General features: G+C 68.8%; 25 protein-coding genes. 7 read left to right on the top strand and 18 right to left on the bottom strand.

Going from position 1 to position 25,070, the window contains the following annotated elements; all coding sequences use genetic code 11:
• Positions 1-3: 3 nt before the first annotated feature.
• The 13 genes from nuoK to OG817_RS42090 form a co-directional block, all read right to left on the bottom strand.
• Positions 4-303: an NADH-quinone oxidoreductase subunit NuoK gene (gene nuoK, locus OG817_RS42150; protein ID WP_132411663.1), complete on the bottom strand. Its 300-nt coding sequence runs from the start codon at positions 301-303 to the stop codon at positions 4-6.
• Positions 300-1,136: an NADH-quinone oxidoreductase subunit J gene (locus tag OG817_RS42145; protein ID WP_396392478.1), complete on the bottom strand. Its 837-nt coding sequence runs from the start codon at positions 1,134-1,136 to the stop codon at positions 300-302. The genes nuoK and OG817_RS42145 overlap by 4 nt, the downstream gene beginning before the upstream one ends.
• The gene (gene nuoI, locus OG817_RS42140; protein ID WP_406050617.1) at positions 1,133-1,681 is read right to left on the bottom strand and encodes an NADH-quinone oxidoreductase subunit NuoI; all 549 of its coding nucleotides are present in this window, start codon (positions 1,679-1,681) and stop codon (positions 1,133-1,135) included. Before nuoI ends, OG817_RS42145 begins: the two co-directional genes overlap by 4 nt.
• Positions 1,674-2,981: an NADH-quinone oxidoreductase subunit NuoH gene (gene nuoH, locus OG817_RS42135; protein ID WP_406050616.1), complete on the bottom strand. Its 1,308-nt coding sequence runs from the start codon at positions 2,979-2,981 to the stop codon at positions 1,674-1,676. The genes nuoI and nuoH overlap by 8 nt, the downstream gene beginning before the upstream one ends.
• On the bottom strand, positions 2,978-5,407 hold the full coding sequence (locus OG817_RS42130) for an NADH-quinone oxidoreductase subunit G (protein WP_406050615.1): 2,430 nt from the start codon (positions 5,405-5,407) through the stop codon (positions 2,978-2,980). Before OG817_RS42130 ends, nuoH begins: the two co-directional genes overlap by 4 nt.
• Positions 5,404-6,705 (bottom strand): NADH-quinone oxidoreductase subunit NuoF, encoded by a 1,302-nt coding sequence (nuoF, locus tag OG817_RS42125; protein ID WP_202867532.1) that lies wholly within the window; start codon positions 6,703-6,705, stop codon positions 5,404-5,406. Before nuoF ends, OG817_RS42130 begins: the two co-directional genes overlap by 4 nt.
• Positions 6,706-6,707: 2 nt before the next feature.
• Positions 6,708-7,436, bottom strand: coding sequence for an NADH-quinone oxidoreductase subunit NuoE (nuoE, locus tag OG817_RS42120; RefSeq protein ID WP_360450356.1), 729 nt, complete (start codon positions 7,434-7,436; stop codon positions 6,708-6,710).
• Entirely contained in the window at positions 7,437-8,789 is a 1,353-nt protein-coding gene (locus tag OG817_RS42115) for an NADH-quinone oxidoreductase subunit D (protein WP_396392483.1), read from the bottom strand.
• On the bottom strand, positions 8,789-9,496 hold the full coding sequence (locus OG817_RS42110; RefSeq protein WP_406050613.1) for an NADH-quinone oxidoreductase subunit C: 708 nt from the start codon (positions 9,494-9,496) through the stop codon (positions 8,789-8,791). Before OG817_RS42110 ends, OG817_RS42115 begins: the two co-directional genes overlap by 1 nt.
• Positions 9,493-10,047, bottom strand: coding sequence for an NADH-quinone oxidoreductase subunit B family protein (locus OG817_RS42105; RefSeq protein WP_131360293.1), 555 nt, complete (start codon positions 10,045-10,047; stop codon positions 9,493-9,495). The genes OG817_RS42110 and OG817_RS42105 overlap by 4 nt, the downstream gene beginning before the upstream one ends.
• 3 nt (positions 10,048-10,050) lie before the next feature.
• Positions 10,051-10,410: an NADH-quinone oxidoreductase subunit A gene (locus OG817_RS42100; protein WP_360450344.1), complete on the bottom strand. Its 360-nt coding sequence runs from the start codon at positions 10,408-10,410 to the stop codon at positions 10,051-10,053.
• A 107-nt stretch (positions 10,411-10,517) separates the two neighbouring features.
• Entirely contained in the window at positions 10,518-11,831 is a 1,314-nt protein-coding gene (locus OG817_RS42095) for a geranylgeranyl reductase family protein (protein WP_131360289.1), read from the bottom strand.
• 151 nt (positions 11,832-11,982) lie between these two features.
• Entirely contained in the window at positions 11,983-12,681 is a 699-nt protein-coding gene (locus OG817_RS42090; protein WP_396392485.1) for a demethylmenaquinone methyltransferase, read from the bottom strand.
• Positions 12,682-12,919: 238 nt separating this feature from the next.
• Between OG817_RS42090 and OG817_RS42085 the strand changes: the two genes are divergently transcribed.
• Entirely contained in the window at positions 12,920-14,191 is a 1,272-nt protein-coding gene (locus OG817_RS42085; protein WP_406050612.1) for an isochorismate synthase MenF, read from the top strand.
• Positions 14,191-14,808: an MBL fold metallo-hydrolase gene (locus OG817_RS42080; protein WP_406050610.1), complete on the top strand. Its 618-nt coding sequence runs from the start codon at positions 14,191-14,193 to the stop codon at positions 14,806-14,808. The genes OG817_RS42085 and OG817_RS42080 overlap by 1 nt, the downstream gene beginning before the upstream one ends.
• 26 nt (positions 14,809-14,834) lie before the next feature.
• On the opposite strand, the gene OG817_RS42075 is transcribed toward OG817_RS42080, so the two are convergent.
• The gene (locus tag OG817_RS42075; RefSeq protein ID WP_406050609.1) at positions 14,835-15,671 is read right to left on the bottom strand and encodes a GNAT family N-acetyltransferase; all 837 of its coding nucleotides are present in this window, start codon (positions 15,669-15,671) and stop codon (positions 14,835-14,837) included.
• Entirely contained in the window at positions 15,668-16,495 is an 828-nt protein-coding gene (locus OG817_RS42070; protein ID WP_406050608.1) for a GNAT family N-acetyltransferase, read from the bottom strand. Before OG817_RS42070 ends, OG817_RS42075 begins: the two co-directional genes overlap by 4 nt.
• A 57-nt stretch (positions 16,496-16,552) precedes the next feature.
• Between OG817_RS42070 and OG817_RS42065 the strand changes: the two genes are divergently transcribed.
• The 4 genes from OG817_RS42065 to mptB are packed head-to-tail and all read left to right on the top strand — an operon-like array spanning position 16,553 to position 20,487.
• A complete protein-coding gene (locus OG817_RS42065; RefSeq protein ID WP_396392490.1) occupies positions 16,553-17,200 on the top strand; it encodes a PadR family transcriptional regulator in 648 nt (215 codons plus the stop codon).
• 58 nt (positions 17,201-17,258) lie between these two features.
• On the top strand, positions 17,259-18,254 hold the full coding sequence (locus tag OG817_RS42060; protein ID WP_406050606.1) for an ATP-binding cassette domain-containing protein: 996 nt from the start codon (positions 17,259-17,261) through the stop codon (positions 18,252-18,254).
• Positions 18,251-19,015, top strand: coding sequence for an ABC transporter permease (locus tag OG817_RS42055; protein WP_393380642.1), 765 nt, complete (start codon positions 18,251-18,253; stop codon positions 19,013-19,015). The genes OG817_RS42060 and OG817_RS42055 overlap by 4 nt, the downstream gene beginning before the upstream one ends.
• A 50-nt stretch (positions 19,016-19,065) precedes the next feature.
• Positions 19,066-20,487 carry a polyprenol phosphomannose-dependent alpha 1,6 mannosyltransferase MptB gene (mptB, locus tag OG817_RS42050; RefSeq protein WP_406050605.1) on the top strand — a complete coding sequence of 474 codons (1,422 nt, stop codon included), beginning with the start codon at positions 19,066-19,068 and terminating at the stop codon, positions 20,485-20,487.
• On the opposite strand, the gene menD is transcribed toward mptB, so the two are convergent.
• From menD to menE, 3 genes are read right to left on the bottom strand one after another with little or no spacing between them, the layout of a single operon-like run.
• Positions 20,474-22,114, bottom strand: coding sequence for a 2-succinyl-5-enolpyruvyl-6-hydroxy-3-cyclohexene-1-carboxylic-acid synthase (gene menD / locus OG817_RS42045; protein ID WP_406050604.1), 1,641 nt, complete (start codon positions 22,112-22,114; stop codon positions 20,474-20,476). The genes mptB and menD overlap by 14 nt on opposite strands.
• Entirely contained in the window at positions 22,111-23,043 is a 933-nt protein-coding gene (locus OG817_RS42040; RefSeq protein ID WP_406050603.1) for an o-succinylbenzoate synthase, read from the bottom strand. Before OG817_RS42040 ends, menD begins: the two co-directional genes overlap by 4 nt.
• A complete protein-coding gene (gene menE, locus OG817_RS42035; protein ID WP_406050602.1) occupies positions 23,040-24,131 on the bottom strand; it encodes an o-succinylbenzoate--CoA ligase in 1,092 nt (363 codons plus the stop codon). The genes OG817_RS42040 and menE overlap by 4 nt, the downstream gene beginning before the upstream one ends.
• Before the next feature lie 62 nt (positions 24,132-24,193).
• Between menE and OG817_RS42030 the strand changes: the two genes are divergently transcribed.
• Positions 24,194-25,066 (top strand): 1,4-dihydroxy-2-naphthoate polyprenyltransferase, encoded by an 873-nt coding sequence (locus tag OG817_RS42030; protein WP_396392496.1) that lies wholly within the window; start codon positions 24,194-24,196, stop codon positions 25,064-25,066.
• The last annotated feature ends 4 nt before the right edge of the window (positions 25,067-25,070 follow it).

The raw sequence follows: 25,070 nt of genomic DNA, 5'->3' as shown, positions 1-25,070 counted from the left end.
ACCTCAGTACTTGAGCAGGTTGGCGTCGTCGACCGAGGCCGAGCGACGGGTGCGGAAGATGGCCATGATGATCGCCAGCCCGATCACGACCTCGGCCGCGGCCACCACCATCACGAAGAAGGCGGCGATCTGGCCGTCGAGGTTGCCGTGCTGGCGGGCGAAGCTGACGAACGCGAGGTTGGCCGCGTTCAGCATCAGCTCGACGCACATGAAGACGACGATGGCGTTGCGGCGCACCAGGACGCCGAGCGCCCCGATGCTGAACAGAATCGCCGCGAGCACGATGTACGGCTCGGTGCTCACAGTTTGTCCTCCTCGCCGTATCCGGACAGGTCCGTGCCTTCGAGTTCGGGCCGGACCTCGTCGCCTGCGTCGCGGTCGAGGACCTCGTCGATGTCCGCCCGCTCGTCGGCTTCGGGGAACACGGTGCCACGTGCCTGGAGCACGCGCGAAACCGAGGTCGGTGCGATCGACCCGTCGGGCAGCAGCGCCGGCGTGTCGACGGCGTTGTGCCGGGCCAGTACACCCGGAGTCGGCAGCGGACCCGGGTGGATCCCCTGCTCGGCGTACTTGCGGATCCGCTCCTCGGCGTGGTCGCGCTGGGTCCGCTTCTTGGTCAGCCGCTCGCGGTGCGCCAGCATCATCGCGCCCAGCGCCGCGGTGATCAGCAGCGCCGAGGTGACCTCGAAGGCGAACACGTACTTGCCGAACAGCAGTTGCGCGATGCCCTTCGGGTTGCCGTCCGGCTGCGCGTTGGCCAGCCCGACCGGGTTGCCGTACATCGCGTTGCCGACGGCCGCGACCAGCAGGACCGCGAAGCCGAGGAACGCCAGCCCGGCCAGCAGCCGCTGGCCGCGGATCGTCTCGACCAGGGAGTCGGACGCGTCCACACCGACCAGCATCAGCACGAACAGGAACAGCATCAGGATCGCGCCGGTGTAGACGATGATCTGTACCGCGAACAGGAACGGCGCGTCCTGGGCGGCGTACTGGACGGCCAGACAGATCATCACCGTCGCCAGCAGCAGCGCGGAGTGCACCGCCTTGCGCACCAGCACCATCGCGATCGCGGCCAGGACCATGACCGGGGCGAGCATCCAGAACGCGAACTGCCCGCCGGTGACCATGCCGATCATTTCGCGTCACCACTCTCGCCCGGTACGACGGAACCGGTCAGACCGAGGTAGTAGTCCTTCTCGGTGGCGCCCAGCTGCATGTCGTGCGGCGGCTCCTGCATGCCCGGCAGCATCGGTGCCAGCAGGTCCTTCTTCTCGTAGATGAGGGACTCGCGGCTGCGGTCGGCCAACTCGTACTCGTTGGTCATCGTGAGCGCCCGGGTCGGACAGGCCTCGATGCACAGCCCACACAGGATGCAGCGCAGGTAGTTGATCTGGTACACCCGCCCGTACCGCTCGCCCGGGGAGAACCGGCCACCGTCGGTGTTGTCCGCGCCCTCGACGTAGATCGCGTCCGCCGGGCAGGCCCAGGCGCACAGCTCACAGCCGATGCACTTCTCCAGGCCGTCCGGCCAGCGGTTCAGCTGGTGCCGGCCGTGGAAGCGTGGCGCGGTCGGCTTCTTCTCGAACGGGTACTCCTCGGTGAACACCTTGCGGAACATCGTCCGGAAGGTGACCCCGAACCCGGCTACCGGGTCCCAGATGGACTCTTTGACACTAGCCACGGTGGGCTTCCTCGCTTCGGCTCGGAGTCTTGACGAGCGGTGGTGGCACCGGGAACCCGCCGGCGAAGGCGTCGAAGTCCTCGCCGTCGTCGTCCTCGGTCTTGTCGGTCTTGGGCTTCTGCGGAACTGCCAGCGAGATCAGCGCCAGCAGTACGGCGATACCGGCCGCGACCAGCAGCCAGGTGCGCGGCGTGGACGCCTCGCGGCCGACCGCGCGGACGGTGGCGACCAGCAGGATCCAGCCCAGCGACACCGGGATCAGGATCTTCCAGCCCAGCTTCATGAACTGGTCGTAGCGCAGCCGCGGCAGTGTTCCGCGCAGCCAGATGTAGAAGAAGATGAAGCACATCATCTTGCCGACGAACCACAGCACCGGCCAGAAGCCGGAGTTCGCGCCGTCCCAGATCGAGATCGGCCAGGGTGCCCGCCAGCCGCCCAGGAACAGCGTGGTGGCCAGCGCCGACACGGTCGCCATGTTGATGTACTCGGCCAGGAAGAACATCGCGTACTTCATCGAGGAGTACTCGGTCAGGAAGCCGGCCACCAGCTCACCCTCGGCCTCCGGCAGGTCGAACGGCGCGCGGTTCGTCTCGCCGATCATCGAGACCACGTAGATCACGAACGACGGGAACAGCAGGAACGCGTACCAGCCCGGGATCGGGATGTCCGCGCCGAACAGGTTGACCGACTGGTGCGAGCCCTGCGCCGCGACGATCTCCGAGGTGGACATCGATCCGGCGAACAGGAACACCGTCACCAGCGCGAGGCCCATGCCGACCTCGTAGGAGATCATCTGCGCGCTGGACCGCAGGCCACCGAGCAGCGAGTACGTCGAGTTGGACGACCAGCCGCCGAGCACGATGCCGTAGATGCCGATCGAGGCGACCGCCATCACGTACAGCACCGAGACCGGCAAGTCGGTGATCTGCAGCCGGGTGTAAATGTCGGTGAACGGGATCTTCACCGTCGGCCCGAACGGGATCACCGCGAAGGTCAGGAAGGCCGGGATCGACACGATCACCGGGGCCGCGACGAAGACGAACCTGTCGACGCCCTTCGGCATCAGGTCTTCCTTGAACATCAGCTTCATACCGTCGGCGAGCGACTGCAGCAGGCCCTGCGGGCCGTGCACGTTCGGCCCGATCCGCTGCTGCATCCGGGCCACGACCCGGCGCTCCCACCAGATGTTGAACAGCGTCAGCACGACCAGGAAGACGAAGACCAGCAGCACCTTGAGGCCCACGACCCACCACGGGTCGTGGCCGACCCCGGCGTCCGGCACCGCGAGCGGGATGTTCATGCGTTCCCTCCGGCGATCGTCACGATCGAGCCATGGTCTGCGTGCAGCGACCGGCGTACATGGGAGTCGGCCGAGTTGGTCGGCAGCCAGACCACGTTGTCGGGCATCGGAGTGATCACGACCGGCAGCCGGATCGACCCGGCGTCCGTGCTCACCACCAGCTCGTCGCCGTCGGCGACACCGACCCGGCGCGCCGTGGTGAGCGAGATCCGGGCGACCGGCGTACGGGCGGTGGCCGTCAGGTGCGGCTCACCGTCGTTCGCGCGGCTGTCGTCGATCAGCATCCGCCAGGTCGCGAGCCGGGTGGAGTCGAACGCGCCGAGCGACGGACCGGCCTGGTACGTCGGCTCCTGCGCGCGGTCACCGTCCCAGCGGCCGAGCTCGTCGTACTCCTTCTTCGCGCCGGCCGGAGTGCTGAACCCGAGCGACCGGTCCATCTCCTGCGCCAGCGCCGCCAGCGCCCGTACGTCGGGCATCGCGGCCGCGACCTTCAGTACCACCGGGAACGACCGCTCGCGGCCCTCCCAGTTGACGAAGGTGCCGTCCTTCTCCGCCGGCGGAACCACCGGGAAGACGACGTCGGCGTACTCGGTCACCTGCGACTTGCGGACCTCGAAGCTGACCACGAACGGCGCTGCCTCCAGCGCGGCCAGCGCCGCGGCCGGGTCGGGCAGGTCGTCGATCTCGACCCCCGCGACCACCAGCGCGTCCAGCGATTCCGCTGCCGCGAGGATCTCGGTCAGGTCCTTGCCTACCGTCGACGGCAGGCTGTCCACACCCCACGCGGCCTGCAGGTCGACCCGCGCCTGCGGGTCGGTCACCAGCCGGCCACCGGGCAGCAGCCCCGGGAGGCAACCGGCCTCGAGGGCAGCCCGGTCACCCGCACGCCGCGGGATCCAGGCCAGCTGGGCGCCCGTGTCGAGCGCCAGCCGCAGTGCGGTCGAGTAGCCACCCGGAACGCTCGCCAGCCGCTCGCCGACGATGATGATCGAGTCGGAGCCCAGCGCGGCCCGCGCAGCGGCTCCGGCCTCGCCCGCACTGCCGAGGTCGGCCAGTAGGGCGGCCTCCGTGCCGGGCGATGCCTGGACGACCACGCCGTCGAGCTTCTCGACTCCGCGGGACGCGTACGCCGCCACGCTGAAGACCTTGGTGCCATGCGCCCGGACGCCCTTGCGCAGCCGCAGGAACACGGCAGGCGCTTCCTCCTCGGGCTCGAACCCGACGAGCAGCACCGATCCGGCCTTCTCCAGGTCGGAGAACGTCGTACCGAGGCCGGTGCCGGCGACCGCGGCGGCGAGGAAGTCCACTTCCTCCACGGAGTGCGGCCGGGACCGGAAGTCGATGTCGTTCGTGCCGAGGACGACGCGCGCGAACTTCGAGTACGCGTAGGAGTCCTCGAGGGTCAGCCGGCCACCGGTCAGCACCGCCGCGTTGCCGCGGGCCGCCGTCAGCTTCTCGCCCGCGAAGGTCAGCGCCTCCGGCCAGGACGCCGGCCGCAGCTCGCCGTCCTCGCGGATCATCGGGTGGGTCAGCCGGTCACCGGTGGTGGCGTAGTTGAACGCGAACCGGTCCTTGTCGGAGATCCACTCCTCGTTGACCTCGGGGTCGTCGCCGGCCAGCCGGCGCATCACCTTGCCGCGCCGATAGTCGACCCGGATCGCCGCACCGGACGAGTCGTGCTCCGCCACCGACGGCACCGACACGAGGTCGAACGGCCGGGACCGGAACCGGTACGCCGCGCTGGTCAGCGCACCCACCGGGCAGATCTGGATGGTGTTGCCGGAGAAGTAGCTCTCGAACGGCTCCTTCTCGTAGATGCCGACCTGCTGCAGCGCGCCGCGCTCGACCAGCGCGATGAACGGGTCACCGGCGATCTGCTCGGAGAACCGGGTGCAGCGCGCACACAGCACGCAGCGCTCGCGATCCAGCAGCACCTCGGCCGAGATGTTGATCGGCTTGGGGTAGGTCCGCTTGATCTCGTGGAACCGCGACTCGCCGTACCCGTTGCTCATCGCCTGGTTCTGCAGCGGGCACTCGCCGCCCTTGTCGCAGACCGGGCAGTCCAGCGGGTGGTTGATCAGCAGGAACTCCATGTTCCCGTGCTGCGCCTTGTTCGCCACCGGCGAGCTCACCTGGGTGCGGACCACCATGCCGTCGGCGACGGTGATCGTGCAGGAGGCCTGCGGCTTCGGCATCCCGCGGCCGTTGCCGGCATCGGTGATCTCGACCAGGCACTGGCGGCAGGCGCCGACCGGGTCGAGCAGCGGGTGGTCGCAGAATCGCGGGATCTGGATCCCGATCTGCTCCGCCGCGCGGATCAGCAGGGTGTTCTTGGGAACCTTCACCTCGATGTCGTCGATGGTGACGGTGATCAGATCGGTCCGCTCCACCTCCGACCCGGCCGGTGGGTTCGCTTGGATCGTCATGCGCTTGCTCCAGCGGTAGCGAAGACTGTGCTTGCCATCGGGTCGAACGGGCAGCCGCCGTTCTCGAAGTGCGCCAGGTACTCGTCCTTGAAGTGCTGGATCGAGCTGGTGATCGGCGCGGTCGCACCATCGGCCAGCGCGCAGAACGCCCGGCCGGTGATGTTCTCGCACAGGTCGAGAAGCGTGGCCAGGTCGTCCTTGCTGCCCTTGCCGTGCTCCAGCCGCTCGAGGATCTGCACCAGCCACCAGGTGCCCTCGCGGCACGGCGTGCACTTGCCGCAGGACTCGTGCTTGTAGAACTCGGTCCAGCGCAGCACCGAGCGCACCACGCAGGTCGTCTCGTCGAAGATCTGCAGCGCCTTGGTGCCGAGCATCGAGCCGGCCGCGCCGACGCCCTCGTAGTCCAGCGGGATGTCGAGATGCTCGGCGGTCAGCAGCGGCGTGGACGAACCACCGGGCGTCCAGAACTTCAGCTCGTGGCCCTCCCGGACCCCGCCGGCCAGGTCGATCAGTTGCCGCAGCGTGATGCCCATCGGCGCCTCGTACTGGCCCGGGCGGGTGACGTGCCCGGACAGCGAGTACAGCGTCATGCCCTTGGACTTCTCGGTGCCCATCGAGGAGAACCAGTCGGCGCCGTTCTTGATGATGACGGGAACCGATGCGATCGACTCGACGTTGTTGATGACAGTGGGGCTTCCGTACAGACCGGCCACGGCCGGGAAGGGGGGACGCAGCCGAGGTTGACCGCGACGACCTTCCAGCGAGTCGAGCAGCGCCGTCTCCTCGCCGCAGATGTAGGCGCCGGCGCCGGCGTGCACGATCACGTCCAGGTCGTAGCCGGTGCCGAGGATGTCGGTGCCGATGAAGCCGGCTTCCTTGGCCTCGGCGACCGCCTGCTGCAACCGGCGGACGACGTGCAGCACCTCACCGCGGACGTAGATGAACGCGACCGACGCGCGGATCGCGTAGGACGCGATGATGACGCCCTCGACCAGCGTGTGCGGCGAGGCGAGCATCAGCGGGATGTCCTTGCAGGTGCCCGGCTCGGACTCGTCCGCGTTCACCACCAGGTACTTCGGCTTCGGGTTGTCCTGCGGGATGAACGACCACTTCATGCCGGTCGGGAAGCCCGCGCCGCCACGGCCGCGCAGTCCGGAGTCCTTGACGGCGTTCACCACGTCGGCCGGCTGCATCCGCAGCGCGGTACGCAGAGCGTCGTACCCGCCGGACCGCTGATACGACGCAAGTTGCCAGGAACGGATCTGGTCCCAGTTGTCGGACAGTACCGGGGTCAGCATGGTCAGTCCTCCTTCTGGGTGTCGGCGCCCTGCGTACCACCAGGGGCGGTCCAGTTGCGTTCGCGGGCCAGGCGGAGGCCGGCCAATGTCGCCTTGCCGCCGGTCGGGCCCTCGTCGGCGCGGCCGTCGGGGAAGCCGGCCAGCACGCGCTCGGCTTCCTTCCAGGTGCAGATCGTCGCGCCGCGCGGGGACTTCACCTCGTTGCCCTCACGCAGGTCGTCGACCAGCTGGGTGGCCGACTCCGGCGTCATGTCGTCGAAGAACTCCCAGTTCACCATCATCACCGGCGCGTAGTCGCAGGCGGCGTTGCACTCCAGGTGCTCGAGGGTGATCTTGCCGTCCTCGGTGGTCTCGTCGTTGCCGACGTCGAGATGCTGCTTGAGCCGGTCGAAGATCACGTCGCCGCCCATCACGGCGCACAGCGTGTTGGTGCAGACCCCGACGTGGTAGTCACCGACCGGGCGGCGCTTGTACATCGTGTAGAAGGTCGCCACCGCGGACACCTCGGCACCGGTCAGCCCGAGGATCTCGGCGCACGCCTCGATGCCCTCCGGGGTGACCCGGCCCTCGACCGACTGCACCAGGTGCAGCATCGGCAGCAGCGCGGACCGGCCGACCGGGTACCGGGCGGCCAGCTCGCGCATCTCCGCGATCGTGGTGTCGGTGATCTTCGAGTCACCGGTGCTGTACGGCACCGGGACGTCGGTCGCAGTCGCGTGATTCTCGGCCATCTATCGGTCCACTCCACCCATCACCGGGTCAAGGCTGGCGACGGCGACGATCACGTCGGCGACCTGTGCGCCCTCGCACATGATCGGCATCGCCTGCAGGTTTGCGAAGGACGGGTCACGGAAGTGCGCCCGGTACGGCTTGGTACCGCCGTCGGAGACCAGGTGGCAGCCCAGTTCCCCGCGCGGCGACTCCAGCGCCACATAGGCCTGGCCGGCCGGCACCCGGAAGCCCTCGGTGACCAGCTTGAAGTGATGGATCAGCGCTTCCATCGACTCGCCCATGATGTGCTTGATGTGGTCGAGCGAGTTGCCCATCCCGTCGGTGCCGACGGCCAGCTGGCTCGGCCAGCCGATCTTCTTGTCGGCCACCATCACCGGCTCGCCCTCCATCTTGGCCAGCCGGTCGGCGCACTGCTCGACGATCTTCAGCGACTCGTGCATCTCCTGCAGCCGGACGCGGAACCGCCCGTAGGAGTCCGAGGAGTCCCAGGTCGGTACGTCGAAGTCGTACGTCTCGTAACCGCAGTACGGCTGGGTCTTGCGCAGGTCCAGCGCGTACCCGGTCGAGCGCACCGGCGGACCGGAGATGCCCAGCGCCATGCAGCCGGCCAGATCCAGGTAGCCGACGTTCTGCAGCCGGGCCTTGAAGATCGGGTTCGCGTTGCACAGCTCGGCGTACTCCGGCAGGTGCTTGTTCATCCAGGTGATGTACTCGCGGATCTTGTCCAGCGCACCCGGGGGCAGGTCCTGGGCGACACCACCCGGCCGGATGAACGCGTGGTTCATCCGCAGGCCGGTGATCAGCTCGAACAGGTCCAGCGTCATCTCGCGCTCGCGGAAGCCGATCGTCATCACGGTCAGCGCGCCGATCTCCATGCCACCGGTGGCGATGCAGACCAGGTGGCTCGAGATCCGGTTGAGCTCCATCAGGAGCACCCGCATCACGTTGGCCTTCTCCGGGATCTGGTCCTCGATCCCGAGCAGCCGCTCGACCGCGAGGCTGTAGGCCGCCTCGTTGTAGAACGGCGACAGGTAGTCCATCCGGGTGCAGAACGTGACGCCCTGCACCCAGGAGCGGAACTCCATGTTCTTCTCGATGCCGGTGTGCAGGTAGCCGATGCCACAGCGGGCCTCGGTCACCGTCTCGCCCTCGAGCTCCAGGATGAGCCGGAGCACGCCGTGGGTGGACGGGTGCTGCGGGCCCATGTTGACGACGACGCGCTCCTCGGGCTCGTCACCGAGGCCGGCGACGACCGAGTCCCAGTCCTGACCGGTGACGGTGAAGACCTTGCCCTCGGTGGTGTCGCGAGTGGTCGCGTACGGGTCTGACTGTGTCGATTCTGTCTGGGTCATCAGTTGTACGACCTCCGCGTGTCGGGCGGCGGGATGACCGCGCCCTTGTACTCGACGTCGATCCCGCCGAGCGGGTAGTCCTTGCGCTGCGGGTGTCCGGGCCAGTCGTCCGGCATCTGGATCCTGGTCAGCGCCGGGTGCCCGTCGAAGATGATGCCGAAGAAGTCCCAGGTCTCCCGCTCGTGCCAGTCGTTGGCCGGGTAGACCGAGACGACCGACGGGATGTGCGGGTCGGCGTCCGGGCAGGAGACCTCCAGCCGGATCCGCCGGTTGTGCGTGATCGACAGCAGGTGGTAGACCGCGTGCAGCTCGCGGCCGGTCTCGTTCGGGTAGTGCACACCGCTGACGCCGGAGCAGAACTCGAACCGGAGCGCCTCGTCGTCGCGCAGGTGCCGGCAGACCTCGACCAGGTCCTCGCGCTTGATGTGCAGGGTCAGTTCGTTGCGGTCGACCACGACCTTCTCGATCGCGGCGTCGCCGACCAGGCTCTGCAGCCGCTCGGTCGCGCCGTCGAACCAGGAGCCGTACGGCTTCGGCGTACCGCCCGGCAGTGCGACCTGGCGGCGCAGACCGCCGAAGCCGGAGGTGTCACCGGTGCCGCGGACACCGAACATGCCCTCGCGCTGGTCCACCACCTCGGCCGCCGGAGTCTGAGCGTCCCCGGCCGCGGACATCGCCGGAAGGTTCTCCGGTTGCGTGTCACTCACCGAAGCAGCCCCTTCATCTCGATCGTCGGCGAGGCAGCCAGTGCGGCGACCTCCCGCTCCTGCAGCTCCGCCCGCTTGTTCGCGCCGAGCTTGCTGTGCTGGATGTCGTCGTGCAGCTTGAGGAACGCGTCCAGCAGCATCTCCGGCCGCGGCGGGCAGCCGGGCAGATACATGTCGACCGGTACGACGTGGTCCACGCCCTGCACGATCGCGTAGTTGTTGAACATGCCGCCGGACGACGCGCAGACACCCATCGCCAGCACCCACTTCGGGTTCGGCATCTGGTCGTAGATCTGGCGCAGTACCGGGGCCATCTTCTGGCTCACCCGGCCGGCCACGATCATCAGGTCGGCCTGCCGCGGCGACGCCCGGAAGACCTCCATCCCGAACCGGGCCGCGTCGTAGCGCGGCGCACCGGTGGTCATCATCTCGATCGCGCAGCAGGCCAGCCCGAAGGTTGCCGGCCACAACGAGGCCTTGCGCATGTAGCCGGACAGGCCCTCGATCGTGGTCAGCAGTACGCCGGCCGGAAGCTGTTCCTCAACACCCATAACTCAGTCCCACTCCAGTCCGCCGCGCCGCCACACGTAGGCGTACGCGATGAAGACGGTGACGATGAAGATGACCATCTCGACCAACCCGAACAGCGCCATCTGGTCGAAGGCGACCGCCCACGGGTAGAGGAAGATGATCTCGATGTCGAACACGATGAAGAGCATCGCGGTGATGTAGTACTTCACCGGGAAGCGCCCGCCACCGACCGGCTGCGGGGTCGGCTCGATCCCGCACTCGTAGGAGTCGAGCTTGGCCCGGTTGTAGCGCTTGGGTCCGACCAGCGCGCTCGTCACCAGCGTGCCCGCCACGAAGATCGCCGCGAGTACACCGAGAACGAGGATCGGTACGTAAGGGTGCATCGGTCTCGTGCTCCCTCTCCTTCAGCCGGTGGTCTGTCTTTTCTGTCTGTTTCGGAACAGCACTGTGTTATCAGTACCGCTGTAGCTCAGCTCACTCGCCCCGCCGGTCAGGCCGCCGGTGCGAGCTTGGTGAGACCGTTGATGATCTTGTCCATCACGTCCCCGTCACGCGGGTCGGTGAGGTTCGCGAGCAACTTCAAGGTGAACTTCATCAGCGTGGTGCGCGGCAGACCGTACTTCGTGCACAGCCGCATCACCTCCGGATTTCCAATCAGCTTCACGAAGATCCGGCCGAGTGTGTAATAGCCGCCGTACTCCTGCTTCAGCGCCTTCGGGTACGCCGTCAGCGCACGCTCGCGCTGGTTCGGCTGCCGGCGCAGTGCCTGGGCGGCGACCTCGGCGGCGAACGCCCCGGACTCCATCGCGTACGGGATGCCCTCGCCGTTGAACGGGTTGACCATGCCGCCGGCGTCGCCGAGCAGCATCAGGCCGCGGGTGTAGTGCGGCTGCCGGTTGAAGCCCATCGGCAAGGCGGCACCACGGATCGGGATGGTCTGGAACTCGTCGCGGAACTGCCACTCCTCCGGCGTGTTCTTCAGCCACTGCTTGAGCAGGTCGGCGTAGTCGACCTTGCCGAAGGCGTCGGAGGTGTTCAGGATGCCGAGACCGACGTTGACCGTGCCGTCGCCCATCCCGAAGATCCAGCCGTACCCGGGCAGCAGCACGCGGCCACCGGGCTGCTTCGGGTCGTCGGCCCACAGCTCGAGCCAGGACTCCAGGTAGTCGTCGTTGGTCCGCGGGCTGGTGAAGTACGTCCGGACCGCGACGCCCATCGGGCGGTCGTCGCGCTTGTGCAGGCCCATCGCGATGCTCAGCCGCGACGAGTTGCCGTCGGCGGCCATCACCAGCGGCGCCCGGAACTCCAGGTCGTCTCCGGCCCGCCGGCCGTTGTCGTCCACCGGCTTCGCGGTGACGCCGACGATGTGACCCCGGTCGTCCAGGATCGGGCCGCTCACGTTGGTCCGCTCACGCAGCCGCGCCCCGGCCTTCACGGCCTGCCGGGCGAGCATGTCGTCGAAGTCCATCCGGTTCCGGGTCAGCCCGTAGTTCGGGTGGCTGGACAGGTCCGGCCAGTCCAGTTGCAGGACATGCCCGGAGCCCTGGATGCGCAGGCCGTAGTTGCGGATCCAGCCGGCCTCTTCGGAGATGTCGATGCCCATGTTGATGAGCTGCTTGGTGCCGCGCGGGGTGAGCCCGTCGCCGCACACCTTCTCGCGCGGGAAGGCCGTCTTCTCCAGCAGCAGGACGTCGAGGCCGGCGTTGGCCAGGTGGTACGCGGCGGCCGAGCCTGCGGGTCCGGCGCCGACGACGATCACATCGGCGGTCTCGGCCTGCTGCCCGTGCGGCACGCTCTGGCTCATCTCGATTCCCGGCCTGATTTAGGGGCTGTGCGCTCGTGAAGGGATTCACTAAGCCTCGTCACCCGACAGTCTAGGACTGCCTGACGCGGACACGAAACCGGCCCTGACTCCCTTGCCTGCAAGCAAATTACGCGCAGACCTTCTTGCGTAATTACACGGGCTTGACCGCCCGGTGGATGGCGACCAGACCACCGGTCAGGTTGCGCCACTGGACCCGGGTCCAGCCCGAGGCCTCGATGGTCCTGGCCAGCGGTTCCTGGCCCGGCCAGGCGCGGACCGACTCGGCCAGGTACTCGTACGCGTCCGGATTGGTCGACACCGCCTTCGCGACCACCGGCACCGCCCGCATCATGTACTCCAGGTAAGCGATCCGGAACGGCTTCCAGGTCGGGTGCGAGTTCTCCAGTACGACGAGCCGTCCGCCCGGCCGGGTCACCCGCAGCATCTCCTGCAGGGCGACCGTGACGTCGTTCACGTTCCGCAGTGCCCAGGAGATCGTCACCACGTCGAACGTCGAGTCGGCGAACGGCAGCCGCAGCGCGTCCCCGGCGATCAGGTCGAGGTCCGGGTAGCGGCGCTTGCCGACCCGCAGCATCCCGACCGAGAAGTCGCACGACACGACCTCGGCGCCGGCCTCCCGCAACCTGATGCTGGACGCGCCGGTCCCGGCGGCCAGGTCGAGGATCCTCATGCCCTTGCGCGGCGCGATCTCGGCCAGCGTCTGTGGCCGCCAGTAATGCTTCTCCAGACCCATCGTCGCCACCGCGTTGGTCCGGTCGTACCCCTCGGCCACGTTGTCGAACATGGCCGCCACGGCCTGTGGTTCCTTGGTCAGATCTGCGCGGGTCACCTGTCTAGTGTCCTGCACCGCCTGCCGTGCGCCAGCTCCGGTGTCCAGGTGGGCACCTCATGGGCGCCGGAGATGGTGTGCGGAAGGCGGTGCAGGACGCGAGGTTGATCACGGGCCAGATGGGCGCCGAAACTCGCTGGACATCGGGCAGGCATACGCTTGCATCTCGTGAGTGCATCTCCAGTACGCAGACCGGCCACCGTGATCCGGGGCCGGAGCGCTAGCGAGGGGTGGAGCCGTGAGCTTGTCTGACCCGGTCCGATCCGGTCATCAGCCGGCACCGCATCTGGTGATCCGCAGCCAGCCCGTCGACGAAGTGTCGGCGCAGCTGATGGACCATCTGCCCACCGAGGGCGGCCTGGCCTGGGTACGACGTGGCGACGGCCACGTCGGCTGGGGCGTCGCGGCCCGCCTCGATGTTGCCGGCAGCAACCGCTTCCAGGACGCGGTGTCCTGGTGGAAGGAGCTGGTCGCGGCCGCCGTGATCCGCGACGAGGTCGGCGTACCAGGATCGGGACTGGTCTGCTTCGGGTCGTTCGGGTTCACCGACCAGGACCCGAGTGAGCTGGTCGTTCCCGAGGTGATCGTCGGCCGCCGCGGCGGCACCACCTGGGTGACCACGATCTCGCCTGCCAGCTCGCTGACCGCGCCGCCCGAGCTGGTCGCGAACGAGCCGAACCCGGTGTACGACGTGACGTTCTCCGACGGAGCCCGGTCCGGAACGGACTGGTCGAGCATCGTCGCGGACGCGGTGCAGCGGATCACGGCCGGTGAGCTGGACAAGGTGGTGCTCGCCCGCGACCTGATCGCGATCGCCGAGCAGCCGATCGACCTGCGCTGGCCGTTGCGCCGGCTCGCAGCGGCGTACCCGAACTGCTGGACGTTCTCCGTCGACGGCTTGATCGGTGCCACCCCGGAGCTGCTGGTCCGGCGGGAGAAGGGCCTGATCACGTCCCGCGTGCTGGCCGGCACGATCCGCCGTACCGGGGACGACGCGCACGACCTGGCGCTGGCCGCATCACTGGCCCGGTCGAGCAAGGACCTCGAGGAGCACGAGTACGCCGTACGGTCGGTGGCCGAGGCGCTCAGGCCGCACTGCAAGTCCATGCAGGTGCCCGAGACCCCGTTCGTCCTGCACCTGCCGAATGTGATGCATCTCGCCTCGGACGTGGCCGGCGTCGCGGCGAACGGGGCGTCCGCGCTCGGCCTCGCCGCCGCGCTGCACCCGTCCGCGGCGATCTGCGGTACGCCGACACCGGTCGCCCGCAACCTGATCGGTGAGATCGAGGGGATGCAGCGTGGCCGGTTCAGCGGACCGGTCGGATGGATGGACGCGGCCGGCGACGGCGAGTGGTGCATCGCACTGCGCTGTGGCCAGGCCGACCCTGACAACCCACGCCGGATGCGGCTCTTCGCCGGCGCGGGCATCGTGGCGGGCTCCGATCCCGTCGCCGAGCTGGCGGAAACGAACGCCAAGCTGGTTCCGATGAGAGACGCGTTGGGAGACTGATGAAGCTCACGAAGTTCACGCATGCCTGTGTGCGGATCGAGAAGGACGGGAAGGTGCTGCTGGTCGATCCGGGGTCGTTCAGTGAGGACGCCGCGTTCGAGCGGGCCGACGCGATCCTGGTCACGCACGAGCACCAGGACCACATCGACATCGATCGGGTGAAGGCGCTGGACGCGCCGGTCTACACCAACTCCGGTGTCGCTGGGCAGTTGACCGACCTGGGTGACCGGGTGAACGTGGTGGCCGGCGGGCAGTCCTTCGAGGCGGCCGGGTTCCGGGTCAGTGCCTATGGCAAGGACCACGCGGTGATCCTGCCGGAGCTGGGCGTTCCGTGCGAGAACATCGGCTTCCTGATCGAGGACGCGGTGTACCACCCGGGCGACTCGTTCACCCAGCCGGATCGCGCCGTCCACACCAACCTGGTGCCGATCTCCGGCCCGTGGTTCGCGCTTCCGCCGGCCGTCGGCTACGCCCGCGAGATCAAGTCCGAGCAGCTCGTCGGCATCCACGACGCTCTGCTCAGCCAGCTCGGCCTCGGCATGATGGGCCGCTTCCTCAACTCCGACGAGCGCCCGTACCACGGCCTCGCGCCGGGCGACACGCTCGAGATCAACTGACGACGAACCACCGCAGGTCCAGCACGTCAGGTGAAGGTATGGCCGACGAAGTCCTGGACGGGGTGGAAGCCGATGGCGGCGTAGATCTTGTTGGAGGTGGGATTGGCGAGGTCGGTGAACAGGCAGACCTCGTCGCCCGCCTCCCGCAGGCGCCGCGAGACCTCGGCGGTCAGAGCGCTGGCGTAGCCGCGGCCGCGTGACTCCGGTGGGGTGTAGACCGGCCCGATCCGGACGGCGCCGAACATCGGGCTCTGGTGCCCGACCAGGCTCACGAGGCGACCTTCGTCCTCCCACACCCACAGGCGTCCGCGCTCGATCCGCTGCTCCAGCCAGCGCCGGTCCTCCGCCGCGCCTTCCGCCACGTGACCGGCCTCGGCACGGTAGGCGCCGAACATCGGCGTGAGCACCGCAAGGTCCGTCTCCGCCGCCGGCCGCGGCGCACCGTCCGCCTTCTGCTCGACGAACCGGCCGAGCTTGTGCAGCCTGCTCCGCTCGACTTCGCGCGAACTTCTCCCGGTCCGCGCGGAGTACAGCTCGGCGAACAAGGGCACCGCGTCCTCCCTGCCTGTGACGCCGATCGAGTGCGGTGCCGCCTCGGCCAGCGGATCGGCCACGACCGGCACGAGCTCGGCGGGCAGGTTACCCAGGAGGATCCCGCGCAACGCCGTACCCAGGACCGCGCCGACCACCTCGTCGCCGTCATGTACCGAGACGAAGACCGGTGGCTCAGGATCGGCCAGGATGCCTCGGATCCGGTCCTCGGTGCCGGTCAGCAGCGCCGAGTTGAGCACCGGATCGCGTTGCAGGAAAGGGAAGACGAGGTCCTTGAACACCGCCGGATCACCTGTGCTTCGGGCGATCACGCGGCGAACTCCACGTCGACGAAGTCGGCCACCGGGCGGTAGCCGGCCTGGTGGTAGATCTTGTTGGACGTCGGGTTCGACAGATCGGTGTAGAGGCACGCCTGGTTGCCCTGGGCAAGGATCAGCGCGGACACGTGACTGGTGAGCGCCCCGGCGTACCCGTGCCGGCGCTGGTCGAGCGGGGTGTAGACCGGGCCGATCCGGCTCACCCCGAATGTCGGAAGGCGGTAGCCGACCATGCTCACCGGCTCACCGTCGGCTTCCCAGATCCACAGGGTCTCCTGGTCCAGGTGTTGCTCGGCCCACTCCCGGTGGCCGGTGCGCAGCTCGTGCGGAAACCCATCGACTCCCCAGGCGCCGACCAGGTCGAGCTCGTCCGCGCGCATCAGTCGCGGATGGCCGGCGTCTGCGGTCAGTGGCGTGAGGGTGCCCAGCTTGTGCAGCCGGGTCGCCATGGTCTCGGTCGCCCGACCGCCGCGCAGTTCACACCACCGCTGCCCGAACCGCGTGGCCGCGGGCCGATCGCCCGCGACACCGTCCAGTTCCGGCAGTACGTCGGCGTACGCCTCGGCCACCGGCTCCGCGAGGTCGGCTCGCAGCGCGCCGAGGTAGACCGCCCGCCCCGAGGTCCGCATTGCCGCCCCGACCACGTCACCGTCATGCACCGAGACGAAGTACGACGGCCCGGACTCGGCGCGGGCAGTGCCGGTCGCGCGCCGGCGGACGTTGCTCAGGATGAGGGTGTGCAGCACCGGATCACGTTGCAGGAAAGGGGAGACGGTCTGCTCGAACGCGGCCGCATCGGTCGTCACACGCACATCCATGCTCCGGGAGACTACGCCTTGACCGCTGTTCAGGGCGCCCGGATTTACACTGCGAGCATGTCCACCACGCGGTTGCTGTTGCTCGGGGTCGTGCGGATCTTCCAGCCGGCCTACGGCTATCAGTTGCGTCGTGAGTTGCTCACCTGGGACGTGGAGCAGTGGGCCAACATCAACCCGGGCTCGATCTACACGGGGCTGCGGACGCTGGCCAAGCACGGCTACCTGCAGGAGCTCGAGGAGAGTGACCAGCGGCCGGGCCGCACCTCCTACAAGCTGACGAGCGACGGCGAGACGGAGTACTTCTCGCTGCTGCGCGGCATGCTCTGGACGGTCGACAGCTTCCACCCCGACAAGATGCAGGCGGCGCTGGCCTTCCTCTGGTCGCTGCGCCGGGACGAGGTCCTGGCCGCCCTCGAGGCCCGCGTCGCCCAGGTGGAGTCGTGGCTCAAGGCCGAGCCGTTCTCCGAACGCCAGATCCTCGAGGACCCCGCCACCCCCAACCATGTGGTCGAGATGTTCCGCATCTCGACCGCCCGGGACAAGGGCGAGCTGGAGTGGACCCGCGAGTTCCACCAACGCGTCGCCGACGGCGCCTACGCGTTCGCCGGCGAACCCACCGACTGGGAACCGTACCCCGGCATGGTCACCCACTGGCGCGAGATCCCCGACCGCTCCGGCGACGGCCCGGACCGCTCCGGGAAGTGACCTGATTCGAGTTTTAATCAACATTGACTAGTCAATGTTGATCACTCAGACTGTCCGCATGATGATCGAAGCTCGCGGACTTGTCCGCACCTTCAAGACCAAGCGCGGGCCGGTGCAGGCCGTGCAGGGGGTTGATCTGGATGTCGCCGACGGGGAGATCGTCGGCTTTCTCGGCCCGAACGGGGCCGGCAAGACCACCACGCTGCGGATGCTGGCCACGCTGATCCAGCCGACCAGCGGGACCGCGACCGTGGCCGGCTGCGACCTGGCCAAGGACCCGGTCGGCGTACGGCGTGGAATCGGCTACGTGCCGCAGAGTGGGTCGACACTGCCCGAGGCGATCGCCGGGGACGAGGTCGTCGACCACGCCCGGCTGTACGGCGTACCGAAGGCCAAGGCCGCCGCGGACGGTCAGCGGCTGTTCGAGGAGATGGACCTGCCCGGGCTGTGGCGGCGGCAGTGCAAGACGCTGTCCGGCGGCCAGCGGCGCCGGCTCGACATCGTGATGGGGCTGATCCACGAGCCGAAGCTGATCTTCCTGGACGAGCCGACCACCGGCCTCGACCCGCAGGCGCGGGCGAACCTGTGGGAGCACATCCGCAGCCTGCGCGATCGCGGTGCGACAATCTTCCTCACCACCCACTACTTGGACGAGGCGGACGCGCTGTGCGACCGGATCCTGGTCATCGACCACGGCAAGATCGTTGCCGCCGGCACCCCTGAGGCGCTGAAGCAGCAGGTCTCCGGCGACGCGGTCCGGCTCAGTCTGGCCGATGCAGGCCAGGCGCCGACGGTGAGCAAGATCGTCAGCGAACTGGACGGTGCGGTCGAGGTGGAGACCGACGGCGACGTGGTCGGCTTCCGGATCCCGCGCGGCGGGTCGGTGCTGCCCGGGCTGCTCCGCTCGATCGATGCCCAGGGCATCGAGCTGCAGGGGGTCGAGGTGCACCGTCCGACGCTGGACGACGTGTTCCTGAGCATGACAGGCCGGTCGTTGCGCGACGAGGACATCACCCCGGCCCAGACCGAGGAGAAGCAGGAGGCGGTGGCATGACCACGCTTCGCGAGACCTGGATCGTGTTCCACCGGGCCATGCGGCTGTCGCTGCGGAACCCGATGTGGTCGATCCTGATGCTCAGCCAGCCGCTGATGTACCTGTTCCTGTTCGGCCCGCTGCTGAAGCCGATCACCGCGCAGATCAGCCAGGGCGCGACCACCAACGCCTACCAGGTGTTCATCCCGGGCCTGATCGTCCAGCTCGGCATGTTCGGTGCGATGTTCGTCGGCTTCGGCCTGATCGCGGAGTACCGGGCCGGTGTGATCGAGGCCGACCGGGTGACGCCGGCGTCTCGCATCGCCTTGATGGCAGGCCGGGTACTGCGTGACGTCGTCGTACTCGTGGTCCAGTCCATCCTCCTGCTGGTCGCGGCAATCCCCCTCGGCCTGCGCGCACCGTGGAGCGGCGTACTGCTGTCGCTGGTGATCGTCGCCCTGCTCGGCGCGACCTTCGCCTCGCTGTCGTACTCCGTCGCGCTCATCACCAAGAGCGAGGACGCACTGGCCCCACTGCTGAACGGCATCGCGATGCCGTTGCTGCTGTTGTCCGGCATCCTGCTGCCGATGCAGATCGGCCCGACGTGGCTGCAGCGGCTGTCCGACATCAGCCCGCTGAAGCACGTGGTGAACGGCGTCCGTTCGCTGTTCCGCGGCGACATCAGCAGCTCGTCGTCGCTGTGGGGCCTGTTCTGGGTCGTGCTGTTGACGGTCGTCGGACTGGCCGTCGGAGCCCGCACCTTCCGCAAGGAATCCGCCTGACGCAAGTTGTTGTTCATCGGGGAGTTGCCCGGCCTGCCTAACCTCCGGCTGTGCGCTCGCTGATGATCCGGGGAGTGGTCGGCTCCACCGTCGTCGCCGTCGCGAGTCTGGTGACCTCGGTGGTGCCGCCCTCGTCGTGGGTGGCGGAGCTGCCGATCACCGGCGACCTGCGGACCACTCTGGCCGGCCGCATGGTCGGACTCTCGTTCATGGTGGCCGGGCTCGGGCTGATGGCCTGGGCCTGGCTGTCGGCGGGGCACCAGGTGATGACTGGGCAGCGCACACCGTTGCTGCGGATGGCGGCGTACTGGAGTGCACCGCTGCTGCTGATCCCGCCGCTGTTCAGCCGGGACGCCTGGAGCTACGCCGCGCAGGGCGCACTGGTGGCCGAGGGGTACAACCCGTACGAGGTCGGCCCCGGCGTACTGTCCGGCCACATCGTCGAAGCGGTCGATCCGATGTGGATGCAGACTCCGGCGCCGTACGGGCCGCTGCCACTCGCGTACGGCGGCCTGATGGCCCACCTGACGATGGATCCGTACGTCCTGATGCTGACCCACCGGCTCCTCGCTGTCCTGGGCATCGTGCTGATCGCTTGGTCCGTGCCACGGCTGGCGACGGCCTGCCGCGGCGATCCGGCGATCGCGACCTGGCTGGTGGTTGCCAACCCGATGCTGATCACGCATGGCATCGGCGCCGCGCACAACGACATTCTGATGCTCGGACTGGCCTGCAGCGCCTTCGCTCTGGCCCTCACCGGCCGCTGGGGTACGGCGGCTGTGATCGCAGGTGCTGCGGCTGCGGTGAAGCTACCTGGTGGGCTCGTGGTCATCGCCATCGCCGCTGTGATGAGTCCGCTGGCCGGACGGGCGCTCCGCTTCGCCAGTCTGGTGATTGCCGGCGCGGTGTCGGTTCTCACGCTGATGACGATTGGCGAACTGACCGGTGTGGGCTCCGGGTGGCTGGGTGCGCTCGACGTACCTGGGCTGGTCCGCTCGCCGTTCTCCATCGCGAATCTGATCGGCATGGCGGCGTCCGGCGTACTGGAGTGGCTGGGCGAGGACACCGCCGCGCAGCAGTCGCTCCAGATCGTCCGACTGGTCGGCATGGTTCTGGCTGTAACGCTGATCGCCGTACTGAGCCTGCGGTCGTCCATCCATCACGCGGCGCGGGCTGTCGGCATCGCCCTGCTGGCCGTGGTCCTGCTGGGGCCGACGGCGCACGACTGGTACTTCCTGTGGTGTCTGCCGTTCCTGGCCGTTGCCCGGCCTGGCCGGCGGTTGACCACCACCATCACCGCGGTCAGTCTGATCTTCACCATCGCCGCGCCACTCAACTCGTCGCTGCGCGGTGCGACCATCCCGATCCTCACCACCACGGCGCTGGCGATCGCAACCATCGCGCCGCTGCTCAACCACTTGCGCACGCTGCAGCCCTCGAAGAAGGCCCGGGTCGCGGTTACTGCTGGCTGAGTGCTGCCACCAGCGCCTCGGTGACCGGGCGGTGGGTGGTGCGCGGGATCCGGGCTTCGACAACGTCCACACCGGCGACCGTACGGGTGAGTGCGGCGCGGAGAGTCTCTGGCGTTTCCGCGAGCGTGTACGGCGTACTGGTCGCGGCGCACAACGCACCGAGGTCGGTGTTGTGGGGTGTGCCGAAGACCCGCTCGAAGTGGGTGGCGTGGGTCGGATCGCCCTGCTCGAGGGTGGAGAAGATGCCGCCGCCGTTGTCGTTCACCACCACGATGCGCAGATCGGGCCGCGCCTCGTCGGGCCCGATGATCAGGCCGTTGGAGTCGTGCAGGAAGGCCAGGTCGCCGATCAGCGCGTACGTCGGCCCGGCGTTCGCGAGGGCCGCGCCGACGGCGGTCGAGATGGTGCCGTCGATGCCGGCCAGGCCGCGGTTGGCGATGGTCCGGATCGGAACCACCGGAGCGAGGTCGAGATCGCGCACCGGGTTCGAGGAGGCGACCACGAGCATGCCGTCGGCACCGACCGCCTCACCGACGATGGCGGCGACGCCCGGTCCGGTCAGGCCGTCCGTCACGACCTTGTCGATCGCCGGGCGGGCCAGTTGGTCCGCCCGCTGCCAGCGCTCCAGCCAGTCTGTGGTGTCTGCGCCGGTGACCTCCAGCCCGGTGACGACAGACGCGGCGCGGCGGGCCGGGTCCGGCCACGGCCCGGTCGGTGAGACTACAACCACCTCGACGTCAGGACGGGCCAGCAGCTTGGAGATCGGCCGGGACAGCGTCGGGTGCCCGAACACCAGCACCCGCTGGATCTCGCCCGCCAAAGCGTTGGCCTGCAGCAACAACCGGTACGCCGAGATGACCGCCGGACCGATCCGTGCCCGGCTGGACGGCTCGGCGAACAACGGCCACTGACCCGCCTCTGCCACCAGCCGCGCCGCCTGCGACGCACCATCGCCTGCAACCACCACCGTCTTCGGGCCGGGCGATACGGCCGTCGGCGGTCCGCCGGCCGCGTGCACGGCGGTCCAAGGCCCGGTACTACGACCAGCCAGCGACTCCGGCCAGTCGGGACCGTCGGTGGGCACCAGCGGTTCTGACAGCGGGCAGTTGAGCTGCACCGGGCCCGGATCGGCAGACCGTGCTCCCACCGCGTTGGCCACGGCGCGGGCAACCTGTGAGCGCCAGTAGGCCACCTGCCCGACCTCACGTACCGGCGTACCCATCTCGTGGAACAGCCGCACGGCGGAGCCGAACACCTTCAACTGATCCGTCGTCTGGTTCGCTCCGCTCCCCCGCAGCGCCGGCGGGCGATCCGCACTCAGGACGATCAAGGGCAGGCCGCTGTGCGACGCCTCGAGGACTGCCGGGTGCAGGTTGGCGACCGCGGTGCCGGAGGTTGTCACCACCGGTACCGGCAGTCCGGTCCCGCGGATCAGGCCGATCGCGAGGAAGCCCGCCGTCCGCTCGTCGATCCGGACGTGCAGCCGCAGTCGTCCCTCCCGGTCCGCAGCGGCGAACGCCAACGCCAGCGGGGCGCTGCGCGAACCGGGGGCAACCACAGCCTCGCGCACGCCGCTCCGGATCAGCTCGTCGACCACCACCGTCGCGAACGCTGTGGACGGGTTCATCCAGCACTCCTCTTCTGCACACGGGTCATGCGTTCCTCCCACACTGCGGTCCTGGTCGCATCCGCACGGGCCGCGGCCAGCAGCGCCGCGTCCGGCTGCACGCGTCTGACCGGCAGGAGGCCGTCCACCGGCAGCAGCGGCTCCGCGACGACCTCACTGGTGAACATCGACACCGTGGCGAGGCCGCATGCGTAGGGCAGGTCCGGAAGGGCGGCAGCCAGTGCGACGCCGGCGGCGATCCCCACTGACGTTTCCAGTGCGGACGACACCACCACAGGTAGTCCGATCTGCTCGGCGATCTCCAAGCAGGCACGGACTCCGCCGATCGGCTGCACCTTGAGTACGGCGATGTCCGCCGCCTCCAGCTTCTTCACCAGCAGCGGGTCTTCGGCTCGCCGGATCGATTCGTCCGCTGCCACGGGTACGTCGGTACGCCGTCGTACCGCGGCCAGGTCCTCCACCGCGGCACACGGCTGCTCGACGTACTCCAGGTCGAAGCGGGCCAGCTCCTTCAGGCTCTTCACAGCCTCGTCCACGGTCCAGGCGCCGTTGGCGTCGATCCGCACGCGGCCCGCGCCGATGGCGTCCCGCACCGCCTCCACCCGCTCCAGGTCGTCCGCCAGCGTCTGCCCCGGCTCGGCCACCTTGACCTTGGCCGTGCCGCACCCGGACGCCCGGACGATCTCCGCCGCCTTCGACGGACCGATCGCCGGCACCGTGCAGTTCACGGGTACGACGTCCCGCACCGGCGCCGGCCAGCCGTCGACAGCCGCCTCGCGGGCGGCCCGCAGCCAGGAAACGCAGGTGGCGTCGTCGTAGTCCAGGAACGGGCTCCACTCGGCCCAGCCCGCCGGGCCCTCGAACAGCATGCCTTCGCGCACGGTGATGCCACGGAACTTGTTCTTCAGGCCGATCGAGTACGTGATCACCGCACGGTCTCCAGCAGCCCCTGCCGATCGACCTTGCCCGAGGCAAGCATCGGCAAGGTGTCCAGGGCAACCACCTGGCGTGGCGCCCAGGTCCGCGGCAGTGCCTCCGCTACGAAGTCCCGCAGCTCGTCGCGGCCGGGCTCTCCGACGACGAAGGCGACCACTCTGGTCCCCCACTCCGCGTCTGGCACTCCCAGCACTACGGCGTCCTTCACGCCGGGATGCTCCAGTAGCCGCGCCTGGACGGTGGTCAGGGTGACGTTGACCCCGCCGGAGATCACCACGTCGTCGATCCGGCCGATCACGCGCAGACGCCCGTCCACGATCTCGCCGCGGTCCTGCGTCCGGAACCAGCCGTCCCGCAGCACCTCCGCGGTCAGCTCCGGCTGCAGCCGGTACCCGGAGAACAGCGTGGTGCCCTTGATCAGGACCCGCCCATCGTCCAGCGCGATCGACGTACCGTCCAGCGGCTCACCGGCGTACACACAGCCACTGCCGGTCTCGGTCATCCCGTACGCCGGGATCGCTGTGACGCCGGCCGCGGCGGCACGGGCCTTCAGCGGAGCCGGACTGGCGGCGCCGCCGATGATGATGGCGTCGAACGACCGCAGCGCGTCCAGATCGGTGTCCAGGTAGCGCGCTAGCTGCGTCGGAACCATCGCGGTGTAGCGGCGTGGGCCGGTCATCGACGCGGCCGCCTCGGTGAAGCTCTCGCCGAGCATCACTGGTGTTTGGCCGGCCACCACCGAGCGGGTGAGGATCTGCAGGCCGCCGACGAAGTACGGCTTCATCGGGAGCAGCCACTGCCCCGGTCCGCCGAGGCGGGCGTGCGTGGCGATCGCGGACGCGAGCAGGGCGTCGCGGGAGAGCAGTACGCCCTTGGGCTCACCGGATGACCCGGATGTGGTCAGCACCACAGCGCAGCCGTCCTCCAGCGGCTCGTCCGGTGCGGCTGCCTGCCTGACGCGGGCGGCCGCGGCCGGATCGGACGGTACTGGAGCGAACGGCGTACCACTGCCGTCCAGTACGCCGCTCAACGCGGACAACACGGCATCCGGTGTACCGGGGACCAGGCGCAGGCTAGACATGTCACTCCGAGCGTACGGCCCGGCTTCGGACCTTCGACTCGCGGCTGACAGAATCGACGGTCATGGCCACCCCTGCCCAGTGGATCGAAGGCGCGCGCCCACGCACGCTGCCCGCCGCGATCTCCCCTGTCCTCGTCGGAACCGGTGCGGCCGCGTACCTGGACGGCTTCGTCTGGTGGAAGGCGCTGCTCGCGCTCGGCGTCGCTCTGACGCTGCAGATCGGCGTCAACTACGCCAACGACTACAGCGACGGCATCCGCGGCACCGACGAGAACCGGGTCGGCCCACTGCGCCTGGTCGGCTCCAAGGTCGCCACTCCGGGACAGGTGAAGACCGCAGCCTTCACCTGCTTCGGCGTGGGCGCCGTACTCGGGGTCATCCTGTCCGCCACCTCCAACTGGTGGCTTCTGGTCGCTGGGGCGGCGTCTCTACTCGGTGCGTGGTTCTACACGGGTGGGAAGAGGCCGTACGGGTACCGCGCGCTGGGTGAGGTCAGCGTCTTCCTCTTCTTCGGGCTGGTCGCCGTACTAGGTACGACGTACGTCCAGGCGGAGACGCTGAGCTGGACGGCCGTGGCCGGTGCGGTCTCGATCGGGTCGATCGCCTGCGCCCTCCTGGTCGCCAACAACCTCCGCGACATCCCCACCGACACCGTCACCGGCAAACGCACTCTCGCCGTAGTCCTCGGCGCCGCAAACTCCCGCCGCCTGTACGCCGCCCTCGTAGTACTGGCGTTCGTCCTGGCGGCCGCCTCCGCAATCGCAACCCCCTGGACCCTCCTGGCCTTCATCGCCATCCCCCTGGCCGTCCAGTCCATCCGAGTAGTACTCAGCGACGCAGTAGGCCCAGCCCTCATCCCCGTCCTCAAAGGCACCGGCCTCACCGAACTCCTCTACGCCCTCGGCCTAGCCATCGGACTCGCCCTCGGTGGCTGATGGC

Source organism: Kribbella sp. NBC_00889 (assembly GCF_045207705.1).
Classification (GTDB): Bacteria; Actinomycetota; Actinomycetes; order Propionibacteriales; family Kribbellaceae; genus Kribbella.
Note: the sequence above shows the minus strand (reverse complement) of the source record. Positions and strands in the feature narration are given on the sequence as shown.